Origin of the sequence: uncultured Sphaerochaeta sp. (genome assembly GCF_963676625.2) — a bacterium.
In the GTDB taxonomy this organism is placed as follows: domain Bacteria; phylum Spirochaetota; class Spirochaetia; order Sphaerochaetales; family Sphaerochaetaceae; genus Sphaerochaeta.
Map to the genome: position 1 here is coordinate 492098 of NZ_CAXXYB010000004.1, position 21280 is coordinate 513377.

17 protein-coding genes are annotated in these 21280 nt (G+C 47.9%); 5 read left to right on the forward strand and 12 right to left on the reverse strand.

Annotated features, from left to right (window positions below; translation table 11 throughout):
- Window positions 1-5: 5 nt before the first annotated feature.
- The 3 genes from ACHZBG_RS05420 to ACHZBG_RS05430 form a co-directional block, all read right to left on the reverse strand.
- Window positions 6-1676: an FN3 associated domain-containing protein gene (locus tag ACHZBG_RS05420; protein WP_320129230.1), complete on the reverse strand. Its 1671-nt coding sequence runs from the start codon at window positions 1674-1676 to the stop codon at window positions 6-8.
- Between the two features lie 641 nt (window positions 1677-2317).
- A complete protein-coding gene (locus tag ACHZBG_RS05425) occupies window positions 2318-4903 on the reverse strand; it encodes an FN3 associated domain-containing protein (RefSeq protein ID WP_320128431.1) in 2586 nt (861 codons plus the stop codon).
- 20 nt (window positions 4904-4923) lie between these two features.
- Window positions 4924-7110 (reverse strand): chitobiase/beta-hexosaminidase C-terminal domain-containing protein, encoded by a 2187-nt coding sequence (locus tag ACHZBG_RS05430; RefSeq protein WP_394699328.1) that lies wholly within the window; start codon window positions 7108-7110, stop codon window positions 4924-4926.
- 370 nt (window positions 7111-7480) lie between these two features.
- Here ACHZBG_RS05430 and ACHZBG_RS05435 point away from each other — a divergent pair, with 370 nt between their 5' ends.
- Window positions 7481-8845: a hypothetical protein gene (locus ACHZBG_RS05435; RefSeq protein WP_320128433.1), complete on the forward strand. Its 1365-nt coding sequence runs from the start codon at window positions 7481-7483 to the stop codon at window positions 8843-8845.
- A 101-nt stretch (window positions 8846-8946) separates the two neighbouring features.
- Here the strand turns inward: ACHZBG_RS05435 and ACHZBG_RS05440 are convergent, their stop codons facing one another.
- Window positions 8947-9321 carry a VOC family protein gene (locus ACHZBG_RS05440; RefSeq protein ID WP_320128434.1) on the reverse strand — a complete coding sequence of 125 codons (375 nt, stop codon included), beginning with the start codon at window positions 9319-9321 and terminating at the stop codon, window positions 8947-8949.
- Window positions 9318-10007 (reverse strand): MBL fold metallo-hydrolase, encoded by a 690-nt coding sequence (locus ACHZBG_RS05445; protein WP_320128435.1) that lies wholly within the window; start codon window positions 10005-10007, stop codon window positions 9318-9320. The genes ACHZBG_RS05440 and ACHZBG_RS05445 overlap by 4 nt, the downstream gene beginning before the upstream one ends.
- Window positions 10008-10084: 77 nt before the next feature.
- Here ACHZBG_RS05445 and ACHZBG_RS05450 point away from each other — a divergent pair, with 77 nt between their 5' ends.
- Window positions 10085-10906: a carbohydrate-binding protein gene (locus ACHZBG_RS05450; RefSeq protein ID WP_320128436.1), complete on the forward strand. Its 822-nt coding sequence runs from the start codon at window positions 10085-10087 to the stop codon at window positions 10904-10906.
- Between the two features lie 157 nt (window positions 10907-11063).
- Here ACHZBG_RS05450 and ACHZBG_RS05455 read toward each other — a convergent pair whose 3' ends face one another.
- On the reverse strand, window positions 11064-11891 hold the full coding sequence (locus ACHZBG_RS05455; RefSeq protein WP_320128437.1) for a hypothetical protein: 828 nt from the start codon (window positions 11889-11891) through the stop codon (window positions 11064-11066).
- A gap of 52 nt (window positions 11892-11943) precedes the next feature.
- Entirely contained in the window at window positions 11944-13221 is a 1278-nt protein-coding gene (locus ACHZBG_RS05460; protein WP_320128438.1) for a sn-glycerol-1-phosphate dehydrogenase, read from the reverse strand.
- A gap of 186 nt (window positions 13222-13407) precedes the next feature.
- Between ACHZBG_RS05460 and ACHZBG_RS05465 the strand changes: the two genes are divergently transcribed.
- The 3 genes from ACHZBG_RS05465 (at window position 13408) to ACHZBG_RS05475 (ending at window position 16659) form a co-directional block, all read left to right on the forward strand.
- The gene (locus ACHZBG_RS05465) at window positions 13408-14739 is read left to right on the forward strand and encodes an extracellular solute-binding protein (RefSeq protein ID WP_320128439.1); all 1332 of its coding nucleotides are present in this window, start codon (window positions 13408-13410) and stop codon (window positions 14737-14739) included.
- Window positions 14740-14831: 92 nt separating this feature from the next.
- Window positions 14832-15764, forward strand: a complete 933-nt coding sequence (locus ACHZBG_RS05470) for a sugar ABC transporter permease (RefSeq protein WP_320128440.1) — start codon at window positions 14832-14834, stop codon at window positions 15762-15764.
- On the forward strand, window positions 15754-16659 hold the full coding sequence (locus ACHZBG_RS05475) for a carbohydrate ABC transporter permease (protein WP_320128441.1): 906 nt from the start codon (window positions 15754-15756) through the stop codon (window positions 16657-16659). Before ACHZBG_RS05470 ends, ACHZBG_RS05475 begins: the two co-directional genes overlap by 11 nt.
- 77 nt (window positions 16660-16736) lie before the next feature.
- On the opposite strand, the gene ACHZBG_RS05480 is transcribed toward ACHZBG_RS05475, so the two are convergent.
- The 5 genes from ACHZBG_RS05480 to ACHZBG_RS05500 form a co-directional block, all read right to left on the reverse strand.
- Window positions 16737-17588: an HAD family hydrolase gene (locus ACHZBG_RS05480; protein WP_320128442.1), complete on the reverse strand. Its 852-nt coding sequence runs from the start codon at window positions 17586-17588 to the stop codon at window positions 16737-16739.
- A gap of 105 nt (window positions 17589-17693) precedes the next feature.
- Window positions 17694-18638, reverse strand: coding sequence for an acetyl-CoA carboxylase carboxyltransferase subunit alpha (locus tag ACHZBG_RS05485; RefSeq protein WP_394699330.1), 945 nt, complete (start codon window positions 18636-18638; stop codon window positions 17694-17696).
- Window positions 18622-19401 (reverse strand): acetyl-CoA carboxylase carboxyltransferase subunit beta, encoded by a 780-nt coding sequence (locus ACHZBG_RS05490; RefSeq protein ID WP_320128443.1) that lies wholly within the window; start codon window positions 19399-19401, stop codon window positions 18622-18624. The genes ACHZBG_RS05485 and ACHZBG_RS05490 overlap by 17 nt, the downstream gene beginning before the upstream one ends.
- Entirely contained in the window at window positions 19394-20731 is a 1338-nt protein-coding gene (locus tag ACHZBG_RS05495; protein WP_320128444.1) for a biotin carboxylase N-terminal domain-containing protein, read from the reverse strand. The genes ACHZBG_RS05490 and ACHZBG_RS05495 overlap by 8 nt, the downstream gene beginning before the upstream one ends.
- Window positions 20728-21171, reverse strand: a complete 444-nt coding sequence (locus ACHZBG_RS05500) for a biotin/lipoyl-containing protein (protein WP_320128445.1) — start codon at window positions 21169-21171, stop codon at window positions 20728-20730. Before ACHZBG_RS05500 ends, ACHZBG_RS05495 begins: the two co-directional genes overlap by 4 nt.
- Between the last annotated feature and the right edge of the window lie 109 nt (window positions 21172-21280).

The following is a 21280-nucleotide window of genomic DNA, read 5'->3' on the forward strand; positions in this document are numbered from 1 at the left end:
GCTCATCAGAAGGAGCGTATTGCCCGAACACCACAATTGGAAGTTTTAGCTAGGTAACTTGTACCACCTCTTTCAAAATCCACTGCTGTGGCGTATGCAACGGACTCCGAAGAACTCCAATAATAATAAGAACCAAAACCTCCAAGACGCTTTACGGCCAGATTGGTGTACATCAGGTTCAGTTCCTCAAACGAAGGCAGGAACCAATCTTCATATATTACTCCGCTGTTCGTTACTGTCTTGACAGCACATAGTTTCGCCGCATAATTGGTTTCTCCCAAATTATCCACGACTGTCACTATGGCCGCGGTATTCGCCTTTCCTGTTCCTATTGCTGTTGCTATTGCATTGGTTGCTGTTCCAACTCCTCCCCAATAGACTGGAGACTCATCCGCAGGCGCCGCCTCCAGATACGTCCAGCCCTGAGTCGCCGCATTCGGATTGATATAGAATATCTTTCCTCCCGCAGGTCCCGTCTCTCCTACGATATAGACTGATTTCTTTGTATAGGTCCCTTCCGCTGTCGCTGAATTTACCATTCCGCTCTTCACTGCCATCGCCTTCACTATGGTCGTGTCACTGAACACCATGCTTTCCCCCGAGGCAACCACGAAACTGCCGGTCGTAGGAATTGTCGTTCCGTCGGTTGTGAAGCAGATCAGCGATCCATCAGTACTGGTAATCGTAACTTCCTGACTATCGGTGAAGGTCGCACTGCTTGGATTGAAGATTGGAGTTGCCGTCGGCTGGTAGTTTGCAGTGACCACAGGAGAAGCCTCGAGCCCGTAATAGGTCGCATAGGCCTCAACCTTCAGCGAGATCCCTGACGTAACCGTGAAGAATGTTCCTTCGGTGTATGCCCCGCTCGGGTCGTCCCCTCCCGTCGCATACCGGTAATGCATCGTCGCCCCGTCGGTCGTGCTTGATAGCGTGACCGTCTGGGGTACTCCCTCTGTCAGGCTCAGCACCGGACCTGCCGTCTGGCTCACGTCGAACCGCTTCGATGCAAACGCAGTCTTCGACTCAGTACCGTCGGTATAGGCAATCTTCACCATGACCTGGTGCCGTCCCTCGGTAAGCAGGTCAGAGGTGAACGTCTTGCTGTCAGCATCAGTGTCCAGGTCCACCGCAGCCGTAGCCTCGGTGTCCATGTACCAGCTCACCGTCTCTTTCGGTGTCCCCTGCGTATCGTAGCTCACGCTGAACTGCAACGGGTTCGCAGCATCCTGGGTGAGGACCACGTTCGAGACCATTGAGGGCGGTGTGATGATCGTCCCTGTCTCCCCCGTCCCGTTCACCGTATAGCTGGCAGTCGCCACCTGCGAGTCAACATAGCCATCCTTGGACGCCATCGCCTTGACCGTGCTGGTAACCGCGCTGTCCGTAGCCTTCAGCTCGAACGGTACGGTGTACTCCGTCGTGGAAGTGTCGGGGACCATCGTCCCGTCACTGTCAATGAAACCCGGTTCGTTACCGTCGGTCGTGTAGTACAGCCTCGAGCCGCTCTTCGGGACGGTCAGTGTCACCAGCCGGTAGGCATACACCGCATCGCCGGTGCTCGTAGTCTCGGATCCCGCACTGATGGAAGGCACTCCCAGACTTGGCAGGTCCGCCGCTTCCAGCGCCACCGTACCCGTGCTCGCCAGGTCGCTGAATATGTTCACCATCTCCATCATCGGGAAGTCGATAGTGGATCCAGACGGATTGATCATCGTCACCTCGAGGTCGTAGTCGCCAACGGCCAGGGAAGTATAGGACAGCAGGGAGCTCCCGCTCGTGGACAGGGATACTGTCTTCACTGCCGTTGCACCACCGGAGGTCAACGTCCCCTTCACCGCAAGGTTCGCACTGTTCGGCCAGGTCACCGTGACATCGGCACTTCCGCTTCCCTGTGTCAGGTACTGCAAGGTGAACGAGGCCGTCGTCGTCTTGCCCGAGATGATGTTCACGCTTGCATCGGAAGATTCCATGGTAAGCGCCTTCCCTCCATTGGAGGGATTCCCGTTGTACCCAACCACCTTGAACGTCCACGTCCCGACCGACAACCCCGTTATCCCTATCGGCTTGCCGAGCTCGAAGAACTGCGTATCTATCTTGTGGGCGTCAGGATCGGCGTTCAACGCCCCCCCGATGGATACCCAGGTCACCCTCGTGCTGGCGGGGAGTATCGACTTGGAGTCGGCTATGGATAGGGAGAGGGATCCATCCTCCATCCCCGGCTGCTCGCAGGAGACCAGGGCCAGGCCCAGCAGGACCAACAGCAGGAGACCTGCCGCCTTCATTGTCTTTCCATATCCTTTCACTTCTTTAATCTCCATTAGAAGGACCGTACTGCACGGACCCTGTTCAAGATGGACTTACTGCCATTGCCGTTGCCATCATTCTGAATGCCATCAGTAAAATTCTGCATCCAGGCAATATAGGCATTGTCTTCTGTGGAACTCCAATACCCAACGGTAGCAAACGAACCTTTTCCGGTATCGTTCCAACACGTATAGAGGGCATCCAGTTCATCCCTTGACGGCAAGAACCAATCAGAATAGGTCGTTCCGTTGTACGTCACTGTCTTGTTCTCACAAATCTTTGCGGCATAATCAGTTTCCGACGCATCCAAGATTGCGGTTATCGCGGAGGTATTTTCTTCTCCAGTACCAATCGCCGTTCTCTGGACCGAAGCACCCAAGGCTGTTTCATCACCACCCCAGATATGGTCCCCTTCATCTGATGCAGCTGCTTCCAGATACGTCCAGCCACTATAGGTATTATTAGTATCGACAAAGAAGATCAGACCACCGGAAGGTCCTGTATCGCCTACGGCATACAGCATTGTCTTTTCCGCTGTTGCAGAATCGGCAAGCCCTACTTTTGCAGCAATCGCCTTTACTGTCTTTCCAAGGGAAACAACAAACGGTCCGCTGTACAGCTGATTTGAATTGGTCACATCAGGAAGGTTTCCATCAGTCGTGTAGTAGATAGTTGACCCTGCTGTCGCACAACTTAGGGTAACTTGCTTGGCGTTATCTGCCTGAACCGTAGTAATCTCTGGGGTTAGAACTTGTTCGAGGTCAAACCGAACGAGACCCGAGGCAACCTGGGTTCTTGTACCATCATTATAGGTAATCTTTGCCGTTATCTGATGACGACCTGCCTCCAAGGTACCCCCGTAAGTGCAAGTGGTCTGGACAGCATCCCCATCCTGGTCAGTCAAGGGTTGAGTGTCGTCGTCCAGATACCAGGTAACCGTTTCACCGGATACATTTACAGCTTCATAGCCAACGGAGAATTGCGGTTGTCTTGACCGCAAGGTATCAATCTGAACAATGACATCCGAAACGGTGGAAGGCGTGGTAATGGAAAGGGAACCACCATCCACCAACGCACTGACAATGACCGAATCACGATACTCCACGGCCATAGCAATTGTCGTGATGGTAGTCTTGGCTGCCACTGAAAAAGGTTCCGTGTATAACTTACTTGCAACAGTCGGCACGCTACTGTCGGTCGTGTAATAAATAGAAGTAGTCGGTGTTGCAGAAGCAATAGACACTTGCATGGAGGAATCGCTCCCACTCGCCACGACCACCGGTGTCGCTACCTGACCATTATTGTTGAAACGCAAGGTGCCAAGAGCCGTCTTTGCCCCAGTCCCATCATGATAGAGAATTTTGACAGATACCTGGCGCCTGCCTGCCGGCAAGAACCCAGTGTAGGTATACGAATCATCATTATCCGTATCATCTGCTGAGGTACCGTCAAGATACCATAGAACCGAATCAAGGATCGGTGATCCTTCAAGATCGTAACTGACAGCAAAAGAAGGATCTTCAAGATAAACTTCATTCATTGAAGTGACCAAGACATTGCTGATAAGCGAAGGCTGGGAAATGACTACCCCTCCGTCATCACTACCGCCTACTGTCAGTTCTCCTGAACAGATAGATTCCGAATCCTGATAGCCATTCCTGGCTGCAAGAGTCGTGACAATAGTTACAGGAGAAGTAATGGCAAAAGGCTGGGTATACGTCAGGGTATTGGCACCGGGAACTCCATCGGCAAACTGGGGAACACTATCGTCCAGCGTGTAATAGATGGTTGTATTCGGCGTTGCAGAAACAATGGATACTGTACGGGAAGTAATAGAAGGCCCATCAGCTGTCACGCTGATAACCGGGGATACAACCCTTGGCACATCAGCATCTACAAGCGAAATCGTGCCTTCAGCTTTCAGATCGGCAAATACACTCAGCATATCAATCATCGGGAAAGCCATGGTCGTACCCGAGGCATTGGTCAGAGTCACATCCAAATCGTAGTTGCCAACATCTAGATTGGAAAGTTCGAGTACTGCTGAATTAAGTGTAGAGTCTACGGAAACAGCAGAGGACCCAACCGTGGATGCTCCTGCCTTAGCCGTAAGCAAGACATTTCTTACCGAAGTATTTGGCCAGGTTATCATTACGGAAGCAAGCCCTTTGCCGGAATCCAGATAATGAAGTGCAAAAACCGCACGGGTCGTACTACCTGAGCGGATGGTAACATCGTCATCAATGGCCGAACCCGTGAGCACAGCTGTTTTGCTATCCGTAGGATTACCATTGTATCCCGTTACATTGATCGTCCACGTTCCCGCAGATAATCCCTTGATACTGATTGTCTTGCCCAACTCAAAATACTGTATGTCAAACTTTACATCTGAACTGCCATTCAACGATCCGCTGATGGCAACCCAGGTAACTGCCGTATTGGTAGGAACAATCGACTTGGAGGAGGAATCGGGAAACGAGATCTCCAGATCACCTTGCATAGAGGGCTCACTGCAGGAGACCAAAGACAAGGCCAAAACAATTATCAGCAACAAGCAGTACATTTTCATCGGAAACGATAGCACACGTAGACGTTTCATCACCTTGGCTCCCTATCCTTTTACTTAAATGCCCGAATGGCATGTACTGCATTGCTACTTGTGGTTTTCACCATGCTGACAGCTGTACCGTCACTGAAGTCGAATGCCCAGGCATTACTGGTGCTTGCTTCGGAGGAACTCCAGTATGTCAGATTCGCAGTAAAGCTCGTCTTCGCAAAAGAGTCGTTATAAATAGCCTGCAATTCTGCCAAGGATGGCAGGAACCAATCGGAATAGGTCCCTTCTGTTGAACCGTTACACACTATTGCAGCTCCTGCATCGGACTTGGCAACCATCTTGGCCGTGTTCGTTTCACCGGTGCTAAATAGCTTTGAGGTTCCGCCGACAACTACGACAGATTGATCTTTAGTTGCCCATACTGCAGTACTTTCAGCAGGAGCAGCTTCCAGGTAGGTCCATCCATATTCCGAAGCATAATTTGAACTATTTACATAGACGATAAGGCCACCAGCAGGTCCTGTATCACCCACAGCATAGGTAATTATGTAATCGGCACTGCCAATGGCGGAATTTGCCTTGCCACTTGCCACGGCAAAAGTCTTGATTGTCGAGGTTTCACTAACCGTTATAGTATCTCCTGAGGAGAGGAAGGCACTGGCTGTCGTAGGATCGGTTCCATCGGTCGTGTAGTAAATACTTGTTGCATCCGTGCAGGTAATTTTCACATTTTGTGAGCCAGTATAGGTACCTTCCTCAACAATGAACGCCGGGGTCGCAAGCGACGCTACCGTTATTTCATCAAGAGCCCTAACATCTGATGCAGTTGCTCCATCAAGAACACCAATTGCCTTGATAGTTGCATTCCCTTCAGTAAGGATAAACGGTGCAGTATAAAGCGTACTTTCTGAAGTCGGCATAGTTGTACCATCGGTCGTATAGTAAATTGAAGCACCGGTAGTAGCGCAATCAATGGTAACCTGTATACCACCAATGACATCGGCGATAGTAATGGTCGGTCTTGCAACTTTCGCATCAGTTGATGTTACTTCGAAGGTGAGGTTTTGTGATGCCACTTCAGTATTGTCAGTTCCATCGGTATAGGTAATCTTTACCAATACTCGGTGAGAGCCAGTACCAAGCGTTCCACCATGCGTAAAAGTATTGTCGTTGTTATCGGTATCGGCATCGACGGCTGCTAAACTGTTGCCATCAAAGTACCAAGCTACTGAACTGATCGTAAGATCACCTTGGATATCATAGGCCAAGGTAAAGGAAGGTGTTACCGTATTGTCATCGGTTTGGGTAATCACGATATCAGAGACGAGTGTAGGATCGGTAATTTCGACACCGGAACCACCTGCACCACTGACCAGTACTTCCTTGGAAGCAAATATGGAGTCCTGATAACCTTCCTTGATTGCCACAACCCTGACATAGGGATCAACGGAAGCAACATTATCAGGAACCACAATATCAAAGGGGCCAGTATAGGGAATCTTGGAATCATAATTGAATGATTCGGTAGCATCATCTGCAGTGGTCAGGTAATAATAGAGAGTTGCATTGGAAGTTGCGCAACTTACGGAAACTGTCCGATAGTTTGCTTTCGCTGGCTGCTCACTGGCGGTAATGGAGGGAGTGGCAACATGGGGTACATCCGCGGCTTCCAGGGCAATCGTTCCTGTCGAGGTAAGTTCAGAGAAGATGTTTGCCATGTCAATCATCGGAATGCTGATCTTCGTTCCCGAAGCATTGGTCAAGGACAAATCAAAATCATAGTTTCCGACAGTAATATTGGAAAAGGCAAGACTGGCTTGCAAATTTGAATTACCATCAGAAGTAAAGGTGGAATCACTGGAGGTTGGCTTCGATACAGTTTCCAACGTTCCCGTAACAGTGGCAATGGAACTATTTAAAGAAGGCCACGTCACAGTAACATTGGCAAGACCTGTTCCTTCTTGCAGATAATGCAAGGCAAACTTGGCAGTGGTTATTTTACCAGAAGCAATGGTTACGTCTTGGCTGGCGACAGTGGTAAGCAGGATTCCCTTGTTTGTTTCGGCTCCCGGATTGCCATTGTATCCTGTTACGGTAATGGTCCAAGCTCCTGCTGAAAGGCCACTGATGGAAATCTTGCTACCCAGTGGAAAATTTTGGGGAGTCAAGACGGCATCATTGGGACCTGTCCCTCCAATCTGTATCCAGGTAATCGTAGTATTTCCTGGAAGAATGGATTTACTTTGCATATCAGGCAAAGTAATCTCCAGCTCACCTGGTGTTGTATTTGCCTCTTGACATGAGACAAGCATCGTTGTCATTACCATTAAGAAAATGGCACATAAAAGTAATACAAAGCGTCCGGACTTTCTCATTGTATTATCTGCTCCTTAGTGACTATCAGCATGAAATTTCAAGAACACCACACCAATTGTTATTTGCCAATTATGACATATCTTTCAAAAATAGAAATATACAACTTCTTAGATATGTCCAAAAATGGCAACTTATAGTGATTTTTTACTTGTAATTGAAAACTGAATCACTATAATGAGTTGCAAAATAGAAACATGAGGAATACCCATGAATAAATGTAGACAAATCTTTCTGCTCGTACTTATGACTAGTGTAGTAAGTATGCTATATGCTGATTTAGTTCCAGTTGCGACACTTGTACCTTCTTTCACGTATAGCACCATTTCAGATACTGGTCTGACAGATGAGCAAGAGACTGTGGAGAGTTATAAACTCTATGCAGAATTGCCCCCATTGATTGATATGGGATTCAAATTTTCTGCAAATAATTTCGACTTGGTAGGTATTGTGGATTTCCACCAAAAATCATCAATTCTTTCCGACTCCGATGGATATCTTTGGTTCAAACCGCAAAGCGGCCTTTCCATGGACAACAATTCCCCTAGGGTTGGTTATGCTGAAACACGATACAAGGGGTTCTTGGGATCCTTCGGCCGACGTAAACTCGAATGGGGGCCTGGCATGTACGACCTCGCAATCTCGGACAACTCGCCCTACTATGACCATCTCTGGTTGCAATATCGTGTTGATGAAACCTATGGTTCCTGGTGGTATCAATTTCTGGCAACCAATTTCGGCAGCATGTATTCCAGCGAAAACGCTCCCATCGACAAAACCTTGTTCGCCCATAAAATAGGATTCGAAAATCGCCAGATCCGTGCTACCATCAGTGAAATTGCCATGACCTGGAGCGATTCCATTGCCCTTTCCAACTGGATTCCATTTGGAGTCTGGCAGTCAACGGCACATGAGACAGCCAATGTGATGATCGAGGCTACTTGCGAGGGATTGGTAGGACCTGCCCGTATATACGGATCCTTCGTAGTTTCGGATTCAGCCATTGTCGGATCCCTGGAAGAGAACCCCTCTGCCCTCGGAGCCATGCTTGGATTCAGCTGGCATTTCTTTGATGGCACTGATCTTGTTGCAAAGCAAGATGATTTTGGATTACGGGAAAACACGTTCAAGAATACCCAGGGAGGTCTTACAGTAGGCGCAGAATGCTACTATACCTCCAACTATCTCTATAACAGCACCAGCAAGGAAGGAACCTTTACAGCCCCCTTGAAACAATTTGCCTATGCAGGGGCATTGAATGGCGATAGCAATGCCTATTTCCTTGGGTTTCCCTATGGCCCTGGAGCTTTCCTTACCCAGGTCATGATGAAGTATGAACAAAAAGCACTTACCGCAACCGCCATTGTCGGGATACTGTTGAAAGACGAGGCCACCATCGATATGCCCTACACAACAGAAAATGGCATGAGTGAATTTGCGCTGACCAATTCAGATGTCCATGTGCAGTTCACGGCGAAAGGTTCCTGGGCACTAAAACCAAATATCAGCATATCGGCCTTGCTCAAGGAAGATTTCAACGCAACGGAAGGAACCTCATCGTTTGTGGCATCGTTCGGAGCTATGTTGAAACTGTCCCAGATTGCTCTCTAACTTCACCGGAAAATATTTCAAGGCCTACACTGGGGCAATTATAGCAACAGTGAAGACCTGGATTTCCGTCAAAACCGACAACAACGGAGAGTATTATTGCCCTAATCCCGTTGTGGGACAATCTCGATCCAATATCCATCAGGATCGGAAATAAAATAGATTCCCATTTTTTCATTCTCATAGCAAATACAGCCCATCTCTTGATGCTTTTGATGGGCCGCTTGCATATCAGAAGTGGTAAAAGCCAAATGGAATTCATTGTCTCCGAGATTGTAGGCATCCTTCTTCCAATCCCTGAGCCAGGTCAACTCCAGTTTATGGACGGTTGTCCCATCTCCCAGGAAAACCAAGACAAAAGATCCATCAGGAGCTATTTTTCTCTTTACCTCATCCAAACCCAAGGCTTCCTTGTAAAAAGCCAGGGAAGATTCAAGGTCAACAACATTGAAATTGTTGTGTGCAAACTGAAAAGTCATGGAAGCCTCCAATTTTGTTGTGTATGCTCTATCTGCATTACCGTGCATGAGGAGGAGCCAAGGGTAGCTTGCAGTCTCTTGCAAACCGAGAAATCCTTCCAGAAATGCATGGGAAACAGATAGGTTATCTCTCTATTTTCGAGCAGTTCCCTAGCTCCCAGGTCATAGGCTTCTTCCAAACGGGGATCGACAGGAACAAAGGCAACCTCGAGGGTATCAGGTAGCTTTGCAATCTCCTTGCGATAATTCTTTTCCATCTGGGCATTCCATCCCTTATCCTCTCCCTTCCAGAACCAATTGTTCAAGTCACCTGCGTGGTAGATTGTCCTTTCTTCTTCCCGTACCAAGAAAGCCACTCCTTCATCGGTGGAACGCAAGGTCTCGACCTGCAAGGTACCAAACTCCATTTTTTCTCCCTTTTTCATAAAGTGGGTCTTGCCAAGAAGATCTTCGGGAACTTTTTTTGGTGAAATATCGGAAGAGAGAATGAAACAGACCTGCGGGTAATCACCGAATTTGGTAAAAATGACTGGCGAGAAATGATCAGCATGGCGATGGGAAGAGAACACATAGAGGGGTTTATCTTTTCCTATGGGAGGAAGTTCTCCTTCAAAATAGTCGAAAAGCAACCAGGAAAGTTCAGTTTCAACAAGAAACGAACTATGATGGATATAGGTTATTTGCATACGATAAGCTTGTGGCAAAGTTCCTTTATTGTCAAGAAGTCCCGTTTCTCACTGTAACAAGAACTTGCGGCTATGGTATGATGGACCATCAAAGGGAGGCGTTGGATATGTTGCAAATCCAGATACTCGACATACAAAAAAAGGTTTTGGGCACCAGTCATGAAAGTGGAACCGGAGTTGCCTTGGTTCATGCTCTCTCCTACCAAAAAGGCGATACAGTTCAATTGACGGTCCCTAGAAAGGGGTTATACCTACTCCAGCTTGATGAAAGTCTGGGAACTCAAGTCGTATACCTTGGCAAGACGGCAACCTATCCAGTCCCTGTCGAAGCTTTGGAGAAAACCTGTTTCAGCCCCGCTGCATTCAATGGCAGCCCGCACTTATTGACTCTTTGTGAAGCACCGGCCTCCACTGGTACTACCTATCGAAACCTAGCAGAAAATCCCTATGACAACCATCAGACCACCGGAGTATTCCCCCATGCCACGGCAAACGTGGAAACCCGCAATGAAATGGTCTTTGCAGCCAGAAACGCAATTGACGGAATTCTGGAAAACAGAAGTCACGGAGAATATCCCTACCAGAGCTGGGGAATAAACAGCAACCCAAAGGCTGAGTTGACCATTCACTTTGGCAGACCCGTTGTAATCGATATGGTGCGCCTCACCCTTCGCGCCGATTGGCCTCATGACAGCTACTGGACAGAGGCTACCCTCACGTTTTCCGATGAAACGACTTTTGCATGCTCTCTGGAAAAGACCTTTCTTCCCCAGTCCTTCAAAATGGAAAAGAAAACGATTACCTCCATCAAGTTGGGAAATCTACTGAAGGCAGATGATGCCTCACAGTTTCCTGCACTGACGCAATTGGAAGTATTTGGAGTGGAGAAAATAGTATAGGAAAGCCTTTGGGTTTGTTCCCTTAATGAATCCCTACTACTTTAAGGATGGGAAACATAAAAATAGCCAGAGATTCGTCCTCTGGCTATTTCTATCTATATACCTGGTCATGTCATGAACAGAATTCTTTCTTCATCTGTCTTCCATCCAAGCAATTTCAGCTTTTTTCCTTTTTGAATCCAACCTGCTCGATGAGACATTGATTATCCCAGGCAAATCTGACCTCATACAGTTTCGGCTTCGTTTCGGTCCAAAGCTGTGGGGTCGCCTGGATGATTGCATGAACCCTTCCGTTGCTTATGCAAAGATTTTCCTCTATTTCAAGTTCAGGGATACTCAACATCATCGTTTTGGCACAGCAGGAAGTCAACTCAATATCGACAGCGATGGCAAAACAATCATACCGAGGGGGAAGTTTGAGAGACCAGGACTTCAGTTCAGCTTGTTCAGTTCGCACAAGCGCAATACCCAACGGCTTCTCTTTCTCCTTCGCCAGTCCCCTGGAATTATCGAATGCAATGGTGATTATATTCTTGGCGGCAAGAATATCAGTTATATCAATGCAAAAAGGTTTTTCCGTTTGCTCATTGCCAGTCAGGTACGTATCATTGAGAAACACCAAAAAAGGATGTGTTGTTCCCCAAAAACGAAGAAACACCTGTTCGTGCGATTTTTTTGGTAGGTATTCAAAATCCTTGGTATAGAAAGAAACACCTACAGTCTCCTGCGGTTCTAGCAAACTTACGGTCTCCCACTGGAGATACGTCGATAGGAACTGTTGTCTATCAGAGGAAAGTTCTTTCTCCCCGAATTTCCATTTATTTTGCAGGTCAAGCGCATAATGCCAATCGCCATCAAGGTATTCGGCACCTCTTCCTTCTCGGGGCATGATTAAATCGGATGTAACCAGATGTCGCGCAAACACGTCGGGACAATCCAGCACAGTAAGAGTATCTGCGGTAGTATTGTTGGTACATTTTTCCATGGTAATATCCTTATAGTCCAGAGAGCAGTGTACCACTGCATTTCACTCTAGGCTATATTGCCAGCCCCTCAAGGGCTAATAAAGCTTCGTCAAGAAGGCCTACTTCATAGAGCAAATCGAGAATTGTGTACCGATTGCGAATTATCTGGGCTCCCTTGATGGCACGTACAAGGTCCTCCTTGTTGGCATTGATCTCTGAGACCATCGTAGGGCAACTTACCGTCTGCATGGCAAGCGAGAGTTTTTCGTAACCCGGAAGTTGCTCAGAACAGCGCGTTTTTATCTCTTTGAAAGATTTCAGAATAGCTTTCCTACGTTCCAGCAATTCATCTCCTGTGAGAAACTTCGCCTTTGCCAAAGGCAAGACTTGATTGAAAAGATTGTCCGAGGGGAAAAAATTCCGAATATAGTCCTTCCGTTCCTCCCAGGTCTCCATCTTGTTGTCCAGAATGGAAGAAAAATCCATGCTCTGAAGCTTGTCATAGAGAAAAGAAATGGCAATTGTGCCTACGGCAACCTTGAAGCCATGGCTCACAGGAAGACCGTCCTTGCAGAGATGCTCCATCTCCCAAATATGGCTTATTAGATGTTCACTGCCACTGGCAGGACGGGAATCATGCATAATTTGCATGGCAAAGCCACTGGCAGAAAGAGCTTCGAACAAAGTACCGATGGCAGCTCTGTCCCGGGAGCCAATTTTTTCTGCACGAGCATAGACCTGATGCAAAGGATTCTGGACCATATCCCAGATATCTTTTCTGATAGGTTGGATGCCCAAGGTATCTGCCAGGATCCAATCGGCTCCTGCAGTAAATTTGGCCATGCAGTCCCCGAATCCAGAAGCTATCATGGGCATAGGTGCAGAGCAAAGGATATCGGTATCGGCTACCACGGCATAGGGGGCATTGCATGGCAAGGTCTGTTTGAATCCCTGAATGGACACGGCGGCCCCATAGGAAGTATAGCCATCAACAGAAGGAGCCGTTGCCACGACCATATAGGGACGTTCAAGTTCGAAACTCGCACGTTTGGCAATATCGTTGAGACTTCCGGAACCAAGGACAACAATGATGCTGTTATCCATACTCAGGGAGTTCCTGACAATTTCAATTGAATGTTCATCGGCATAAACCTGGGGCTCGGCAGGAAAACAACACTGGCGAACTACGATATTTTGTTGCTCGAGACTCCGCGTCACCGCAAAACCAGCGACAGAAAGGGTATTTTCATCAGCTACAAGCAATGCCGAATTGTGGTTGAAAGCCTCTACGAAAAGAGCTCCCACCCGATCAGTGCACCCTTTCTCGACAAGGGAAATCTTGGTATCCATGGCAAAGCCTCCTTTTCAAGCATACCACATTATGAAAAAATGGGAAAACCACTCCTGTTGACTATTGGTATAAAATTCCTACTGTCCAAAAACGGAGTTTTCACATTTTTCTCATTTTACCATTACAAAAAACAAACATCAGCCGTCTATCTTGCAATCAACAATTCTGCCTCGAGAAGGATGATTATGAAAAAACTAACGGTATTTTTGCTTTGTCTTGTAATGACCATGTCCTTTGCCTTTGCAAATGGCACTGCCGAAAACAGTGTAGCTCCCGTAACGAAGGGACCCTTGGAAATCACCTTCTGGCATGCGCTCGGGGATGCCAGACGTTCTGGCTGGATTCAGGAACGGGTAGATGAATTCAATGCCTCCCAGACGAAATATAAAGTCGTACAGGAAGCCAAGGGAAGCTACCGCGATACCCTTCAAGCAGCGATTCTTGCAGACAAACAGGGAAAAGCCCCGAATCTGGTACATGTCTTTGAAGTAGGAAGTCAACTCGCCTATGACTCGGGAATCTTTATGCCAGTAAGTGATATCGGAACCTTCGACACCAGCGATTACATTGCCCCGGTACTTAATTACTACACAATCGATGGCAAGGTAAACTCAATTCCCTTCAACAGTTCATCTCCGGTTTTATACATCAATACCGACAAGCTTGTTGCAGCAGGCTATCCGGCGGACTATGTCCCCGATACCCTGGAAGACATGATCAAGGTTGTAGAAACCGCCCGCGCAAAAAATGTTGACGGTGCAAACATCTCCTTTGCCCTCCATGGTTGGTATTTTGAGCAATGGATGGCTGAACAGGGTGCTCCCTTGGTAAACAATGACAACGGTCGTTCTGCCAGGGCCACTGAAGTCAACCTGACCAGCCCCGCTGCCATGGCAATCGGTAATTTCCTTTCACGCCTTGGCAAGGAAAACCTCTATTCCTATACAGGAAAAGCCGAAGACTGGGACGGAAGCGATGCCATCTTCACTTCAGGCAAAGCCATCTTCCATATTACCTCTACCGCCGACCTCGGGAATATCGGACACGCAGTGGAAGGCAAATTCACTATGGGTGTCGGGAAGCTGCCTATTCTATCTGGAACCAAGAGAAACGGAACAGTCATCGGCGGTGGTAGTGTCTGGGTAACCAAGAACCATACCCCCGAGGAACTCGAGGGAGCAAGGGATTTCATCCTCTTTATGACCAACACCAAGAATATGGTCAGCTGGCACAAACTTACCGGGTATTATCCAGTACGGAATTCCTCGGTTGACCAACTCAAGGCTGAAGGCTGGTTTACAAGCGATGCCAAGCAATTGGTCGCCTTCAACCAACTGCTTAATACCATTCCCAATGCCGCTACGGCAGGAGCCCTGGCAGGAACTTTGCTGGACAACAGGACAATCATGGAGCAGGCAATGCAAAAAATCCTGCAGGGTGGAGATGTCAAAAATGCTCTCACTGAAGCAAAAGTACTTGCCGATGCCAAACTCAAGGAATACAACGCCAATTTCTAGGTCAAAGCTCTTCTCCAAAACACCTCTCAACTCATTTTCTTTGCGAGGTTCCGGTAGCAATACCGGGCCTCGCCTCTCGTTAGGAGCACGTAATGCATGATCATAATGAAGCCTATTCCTCACGAATAATCCCATATCTCTATCTCTTGCCAACACTGGCAATTCTTATTATCTTCCTTTTTTACCCAGCCTGGAAATCGATTCTTCTCAGCCTGTATCGCAGCAACCTATTCTTGGGAACCAGAAAATTCATTGGCCTGGAAAACCTCAAGAATCTCTTTGTCGGTCCCCTTGCCCCCGGGTTTAGGCAAGTATTGGTGCAAACCATCATTTTCAGTGGATTGGTCGTAGGGTTCGGACTCTCGCTCTCCTTGTTCATCGCCATTCAGGCAAACAAGGATATCAAGGGAGCCAAAGTGTACAGAATGCTGCTCATCTGGCCCTTTGCCCTTTCCCCGGCAATTGCCGCAACCATCTATCTGTTTATGTTCAACCCGGAGATAGGCATCGTAAACACCTTGCTCAATGCTTTGTTTGGCATCAAGCCCCGTTGGCTCGACGCCCCTCTCCCTGCCTTCTTTCTCACGGTCTGTGCCGCTGTCTGGAAAAACCTCGGATACAATATCGTTTTTTATCTTGCCGCCCTGCAAAGCATTCCCAAGACTCCCCTGGAAGCTGCGGATATAGACGGAACCAATGGCTGGCAGAAATTCAGGTACATCGTATTTCCCTTGCTCAGCCCGACTACCTTCTTTCTCCTCTTTACCAACATTACTTACAGTTTCTTTGACTCGTTTGGCATCATAGACATGCTTACCAAGGGAGGTCCTGTCGGTTCAGGACCCTTCTTCGACCATGAAGGAGTAACCACTACGCTTATGTACAAGATGTATCTCGATGGTTTTGGAGGAAGCAGCAACATGGGATTTGCCGCTGCCGAAGCGTTGGTACTCATGTGCCTGGTAGCCCTGACGGTAAGTCTCCAATTCAAGTTTTTTGAAAAGCGGGTACATTATGAAGGATAAAAAAAGAAAGAAAGATCCGATATGGGTACATGCTGTCTTGATTCTTGCCTGCACCGTCATCTGTTTTCCTGTAGTCTTTGCCATGGTAAAGGCAACCCAGGACCTAAACACGGTCCCTACTGCCTCAATGCTACCGGGCAACGCCTTTTGGGGAAACCTCAAGGTTGTCTGGACTGATTATCATCTGGGCCGCTATATGCGAAATTCCTTTTTTATCTCGCTTTGGGTCGCTGGAGGAAAGATTGTCCTCTCCCTATTTGCGGCCCTGGCCTTGGTTTTTTATAAATTCAAGGGAAAAAAGCTAGTGTTCCCCTTCATCCTCATCACACTCATCATGCCTACGGAAGTGCTGATCCTGGGGTTGTTCAACCTGGTAAGCAACCAAAGAGCCCCTGATCTTATGCATCTCATGCAATGGATGTTTTCTCCCCTGGAGTTCTTCTTTGCTCCCACTAAATATGGATTTGGTTGGGGAGATAATCTTTGGGGCGTCATTACCCCCTTTCTGGCCTCGGCCACCGGAGTCTTTCTGTTCCGCCAACATTTCATGTCGATACCCCATGCCCTTGCGGATTCAGCCCGCATTGATGGAGCTACTTCCTTGCAATTTCTGTTTCGCATACTCATTCCCATGAGCCTGAACACCATCGGGGCACTGGCGCTGATACAATTTGTCTATGTCTGGGACCAATATATCTGGCCCAGGGTAATTCTCAGGAAAACCGCGAACCAGGTCGTACAGGTAGGTTTGAATATGATTGTCTCGACAGGGGAATCGGTACAATGGGGTCAAGTGATGACCGCCGTCATCATTGCCATGATTCCTCCCTTGCTGGTCTTTGCCTGCCTGTATCGTTCCTTTATGAAAGGATATGCACTTTCCTCGGATAAATAACAAACAAAGAAAGGAAAAATAGAAAGACAAAAGGAAAGTAGTAGTAATCAAGAAAAAGAAAGAGCAAAAGACCCTTTCTACTCCTTCCCTGCTTTCTCTGCCATATCCTTGTGCAGGGCTTCCAGCTCATCCTCACTCTTCATCTTCTGCAAGATCAAGGAAACCAAGGCAAACAACTTGCCCTCTTTGTTGTAATCGGCCTCTTCAAAGAAATTGATACGGTTTTCCCTCATCAATTTCTTGCATATGAAAAAGTCTCCTTTCTTATGGACGGCAATGCTCTTGCCTCCGTTGTTCTTGACCAATTTCATGCAAGGGACATCGGTAAGACCATCTCCGATATAGATCATATTCCGAAACGGAATGATCCTATTGTCCTCAGGGGTATAATCGTTGAGCTTCCTGTCTTCAGATACTTCCAGTACTCCCTTGTTTATCCTGAAGAGAAATTGGGTCTTGGCCGTATAATTGACTGCCAATTTTGGCCAGGAAGCCACCCCGTTTATATCATAGAGGTATTCGCTGGCATAGATTTCCTTGAAATTCTTTCCGATGGCCGAACCTTCAATAATCTCTTTCATGCCAGAAGAAATGATATAATGTTCAAGGGTAATGCCAAGATCCTTGCCTATGTGATTGATTGAATCGAACCAGGTGAGTACCCCGGGATAGTACTCGAGCCCTCCGCCCAAGGCAACGAAATCCTCGCGTCTGACTGGCTTGTTCTTTTTTCCTGACTCCTCCAGCATAAGTTTCATATAGGCCAGGATACTGTCCATTTTTTCTGTCTTGGCAAGCACATTTGCTTTTTCCCAGAATTCCTGGCTTTTCATCCCAAGATTCGGGATAAAGGTATATTCCTGCATATCGGCAGTGGTGAGAGTTTTATCAAAATCGTACATGATCGCAACCACGGTTTTCTTTTTCATAGAAAAAGTATAGCACGATTGGGCCTTGGGATAAAAAGAGGAATCCCCCTATTTCTATCCGTTTTCAGGATAAAAATAGAGGGATTTGGGATTCAACTCCTACATTCATTTCAAGTCATCGGTCTGTTGAAATACTCTCAACAAGGGTTCCCACCAAGTTTTCTCCCCTTTGTATTCCCCTATTCCCCGGATTTTCTTGATTCTGTAGCGAACCAGGTTTTCCTCCGGTTTATTGCACAAGGTATCCAAGTCACGCACAATTATTTGCTTGATCAGCTTGGCCGTGAAACCAGGATCCAATGAAGCCCCACCGGGAACTTCAGCTATGATGTCATGGATTATATTGAAGGATTTCAAATCCCTGGCAGTCATTTTCATGGCCTCTGCAGCCTCCTGGGCCCGGGAAGGATCCCGAAGCAGAATGGAAGCGAAACCTTCAGGGGTAATGACCGAATAGACGGCATTCTCCAACATATACAGCTTGTCGCCCACCCCGATTCCCAAGGCACCACCGCTTCCCCCTTCGCCTATGATAAAGGAGAGAATGGGTGTTTTCAGGATGGAGAACTCCTTGAGATTACGGGCAATGGCTTCCCCGATACCTCGCTCTTCAGCCCCAAGTCCTGGATAGGCTCCGGGAGTATCGATGAAACAGACCACCGGCCTGCCGAACTTTTCAGCCTGCTTGGCCAAACGAAGTGCCTTGCGATAGCCCTCGGGGTTGCTCATGCCATAGTTGCACAGAACATTTTCCTTGAAATTTGCACCCTTTCTATTGCCGATGAAGGTAATGGCCCGCCCGTTTATTGTCCCGATTCCCCCAATCATGGCCTGGTCATCCCCATAGAGACGATCACCATGCAATTCAACAAAATCATCACAGATCAAATCGATGTACTGCTTGGCTCCCGGACGGCCCTGCCTACGGGAAAGCAACACGCAGTCCCAGGAGGATTTTCCTTCGCACTGAGGTTCCATACCAGCAATGGATTCTATTCGTTCAACGGTAGTCACCAATCCTTTTTCTTTCAGTTCATCCACGGGGTTCACTCCTTACATGGGTCTTGATAAGGTAGGAGAGCATCCCCTTCAACCCTTCTCTTTTCACGATGAGGTCGACAAAACCTCGTTCCAATTGGAATTCGGAGCGTTGGAAGGAGGGAGGAAGCTTTTCCTTGATCGTTCCCTCAATTACCCGAGGACCGGCAAAACCTATGATGGCCCCCGGTTCGGCCAGGATTACATCCCCCAGCATCGCAAAGGAAGCGGTCACTCCTCCGGTAGTAGGATTGGTAAGCACGATAAAAAGAGGAGTCCTCGTCTCATCGAGCAAGGCTGCCGCACTGGCAGTCTTGGCCATCTGCATCAAGGAAAAAATTCCTTCCTGCATCCTGGCTCCCCCAGAGGCGGTAAACAGTATTACAGGAGATCCTGAAAGACAACCCTCTATCATAGCCTCGGCAATCTTCTCCCCTACGACAGAGCCCATGCTTCCTCCCATAAAGGAAAAGGACATGACACCCAAGATAGCCTTCTGTTTGTCTATGGTACAGGAACCAATGGTCACCGCATCGTTCATGGAGGATTTCTTCCGGTTTTCCACGAGCTTGTCCTCATATCCGGCAAGCGAGATGGGGTTAGAGGATTGCATTCCCCCGGACATCTCGACAAAGGAACCTTTGTCGGCGACCAAGGCAATACGCTCAGGAGGGGACAAAGGGAAATAATACCCACAGGAAGGACACTCACCCAAGGAGGTCTTTTCAATTTCTTTCTGGCACTGAGGACAGATTATCTTCAGATTTTCATCCATTGCTTTTCTTCTCCTCTTCAGGACAGACCCTCTCATACAAATCGGTTCCAAAACGTCCGGAACGAAACATGGTTGATTCCAAGATGAGCTTCTGTTGATCAAGGTTCGTCTCGATTCCTTCCACACATACCTCTTGGAGGGCCCTCTTCATGACCGCAAGGCTTTCGTCCCTATTTTGGGTATATACGATGATCTTGGCGATAAGCGGGTCATAATAGGAACTGAGAGTAGATCCTTCCCTCAGATAGGTATCAACCCTGACCGAAGGGCCGGAGGGGAACACAAGTTTCTTGATTACCCCGGCAGTCACGCCGTTCAATCTGCATTCCAGGCTATGTCCACGAAGCAATACATCTTTTTGGGTATATCCCAGGGGCTTGCCTTCGGCAATTGCTATCTGCGCCTTTATCAGGTCTATACCACTTACCAGCTCGGAAACCGGATGCTCTACCTGCAACCGGGCATTCACTTCCATGAAATAGTAGTGCTCATTGTCATACAGGTACTCCACGGTCCCGGCCCCACGATACCCAAGTTTTATAAACAGATTGACAGAATCCTGGCACATCTGTTGCCGGACCTTCTCATCAAGCACAGGAGTCGGACTTTCCTCGAACAGTTTCTGGTGGTTCTTCTGGACAGTGCAATCGCGCTCTCCCAAATGGACAACCGTTCCCTGACCGTCTGAGAGCAACTGGATTTCCAGATGCCTGGGATTTTGCAGGTATTTCTCCATATGTACGGTACCATCGCCGAAAAAAGCCAAGGCTTCCTTTTTTGCAATTTGGAGGGCCTGTTCGAGTTGGCTCTCTTTCGTGACAATTCGCATGCCCCTGCCTCCACCACCGCAGGCAGCCTTCAATATTATGGGATATCCGATTGTCTTGGCCGTAGCAAGAGCTTCCTTAAGGGAAAGAACGGCTTCGGTGCTCCCGGGGGTTATGGGAAGGTTACAGGAAAGAGCCGTATTGCGAGCTATGATCTTATTGCCTAGCAGAGCGATGGTCTCTGGCCTGGGGCCAATGAAAATAAGTCCTGCTTCCTCGGTTTCCTTGGCAAAATCTGCATTTTCCGATAGGAAGCCTACACCTGGATGAATGGCATCACAGCGTTTCAAACAAGCTGCGGCAATGATGTTTCTCCAGTTAAGATAGCTTTGGGAAGAAGCGGCAGGCCCGATACAGACTGCTTCATCGGCCATTTTAACCGCAAGACTCTCTTTGTCAGCAGTGGAATAGGTCACAACGCTATGAATTCCCAAGTCCCTGCAGGATCGTATTATCCGTACCGCAATTTCGCCACGGTTTGCAATGAGAAGCGATTTGATCATCGCTTTCTCACAGAAAACAAGGGCTGCCCGAATTCAACCATCGATTCTGGCTGGGCCAGGACCGAAATAATCTCACAGGGAAATTCAGCTGGCATCTGATTCATGAGCTTCATTGCCTCGATGGTACACAACACATCCCCTGGGGCAACGATATCGCCTTCGCGTACATAGGGAGGAGCATCGGGTGCCGGTGTAAGATAGAAGGTGCCAACGATCGGGCTGGTAATGGTAATAAGTTCCTCTTGCTTGACTTCCGGCTGTTTTTCCTTTGTCGGTATATTTTTTTTCTGTTCCAGAGGAGCCGCACACACAGCCTCACCGTTGCTCGCGCGTTTGAGCTTGATGGTGAAACGACTGCAAGATAATTCCAATTCATTGAGTGAGCTTTGTTCAAATAGTGCTATGACCGATGCAAGGTCCATTTGTTCGATTGTTTCCATTGTATTCCTTCCTCAAGGTGTGGGGATGGTAGCTTGGCCTCAAAAAAGAGGCTACTATAATTATTTTTATAATAACAATAACTAGTTTTAGTGTCAATGTTGACAAAAT

Bases quoted from the DNA above. Each gene is read 5' to 3' on its own strand.
- ACHZBG_RS05420 (WP_320129230.1), bottom strand. From the start codon at position 1,676: ATGATGGAGATGGTGAACATATTCAGCGACCTGGCGAGCACGGGTACG.
- ACHZBG_RS05425 (WP_320128431.1), bottom strand. From the start codon at position 4,903: ATGAAACGTCTACGTGTGCTATCGTTTCCGATGAAAATGTACTGCTTG.
- ACHZBG_RS05430 (WP_394699328.1), bottom strand. From the start codon at position 7,110: ATGCAAAGTAAATCCATTCTTCCAGGAAATACTACGATTACCTGGATA.
- ACHZBG_RS05435 (WP_320128433.1), top strand. From the start codon at position 7,481: ATGACTAGTGTAGTAAGTATGCTATATGCTGATTTAGTTCCAGTTGCG.
- ACHZBG_RS05440 (WP_320128434.1), bottom strand. From the start codon at position 9,321: ATGACTTTTCAGTTTGCACACAACAATTTCAATGTTGTTGACCTTGAA.
- ACHZBG_RS05445 (WP_320128435.1), bottom strand. From the start codon at position 10,007: ATGCAAATAACCTATATCCATCATAGTTCGTTTCTTGTTGAAACTGAA.
- ACHZBG_RS05450 (WP_320128436.1), top strand. From the start codon at position 10,085: ATGATGGACCATCAAAGGGAGGCGTTGGATATGTTGCAAATCCAGATA.
- ACHZBG_RS05455 (WP_320128437.1), bottom strand. From the start codon at position 11,891: ATGGAAAAATGTACCAACAATACTACCGCAGATACTCTTACTGTGCTG.
- ACHZBG_RS05460 (WP_320128438.1), bottom strand. From the start codon at position 13,221: ATGGATACCAAGATTTCCCTTGTCGAGAAAGGGTGCACTGATCGGGTG.
- ACHZBG_RS05465 (WP_320128439.1), top strand. From the start codon at position 13,408: ATGAAAAAACTAACGGTATTTTTGCTTTGTCTTGTAATGACCATGTCC.
- ACHZBG_RS05470 (WP_320128440.1), top strand. From the start codon at position 14,832: ATGCATGATCATAATGAAGCCTATTCCTCACGAATAATCCCATATCTC.
- ACHZBG_RS05475 (WP_320128441.1), top strand. From the start codon at position 15,754: ATGAAGGATAAAAAAAGAAAGAAAGATCCGATATGGGTACATGCTGTC.
- ACHZBG_RS05480 (WP_320128442.1), bottom strand. From the start codon at position 17,588: ATGAAAAAGAAAACCGTGGTTGCGATCATGTACGATTTTGATAAAACT.
- ACHZBG_RS05490 (WP_320128443.1), bottom strand. From the start codon at position 19,401: ATGGATGAAAATCTGAAGATAATCTGTCCTCAGTGCCAGAAAGAAATT.
- ACHZBG_RS05495 (WP_320128444.1), bottom strand. From the start codon at position 20,731: ATGATCAAATCGCTTCTCATTGCAAACCGTGGCGAAATTGCGGTACGG.
- ACHZBG_RS05500 (WP_320128445.1), bottom strand. From the start codon at position 21,171: ATGGAAACAATCGAACAAATGGACCTTGCATCGGTCATAGCACTATTT.